The sequence below is a fragment of the Anoxybacillus sp. LAT27 genome, assembly GCF_022030075.1.
In the GTDB taxonomy this organism is placed as follows: domain Bacteria; phylum Bacillota; class Bacilli; order Bacillales; family Anoxybacillaceae; genus Anoxybacillus; species Anoxybacillus kestanbolensis.
Window position 1 is genome coordinate 1 of the sequence record NZ_JAIWYK010000350.1, and the last position, 229, is coordinate 229.

The following is a 229-nucleotide window of genomic DNA, read 5'->3' on the forward strand; positions in this document are numbered from 1 at the left end:
TGCCGCGCCTGGCAAAGACGAGAGGAGAATCCGTCTCAGCGAGTTGCCAAGAGTGGTGCCGTATCCGCGCTCCAGAGGTTCAACAACGAACTTCCCGTACGAGTTGTCGTCGCTTACTTCCACAACCTCGATTTTCGGTTTTTCTATTTCTATCATTAAACAAACCCTCCTTCAAAACGTCGAAATTCTTGGGTGGGCCGATTCAGCCCACTCAGGAATTTCCCCGGCG

At 52.0% G+C, this 229-nt stretch carries 1 pseudogene; it reads right to left on the minus strand.

The features are described from left to right. Positions 1–156: pseudogene (locus LD028_RS09755) on the minus strand (DNA-directed RNA polymerase subunit alpha); the annotation flags it as partial. Positions 157–229 lie beyond the last annotated feature (73 nt).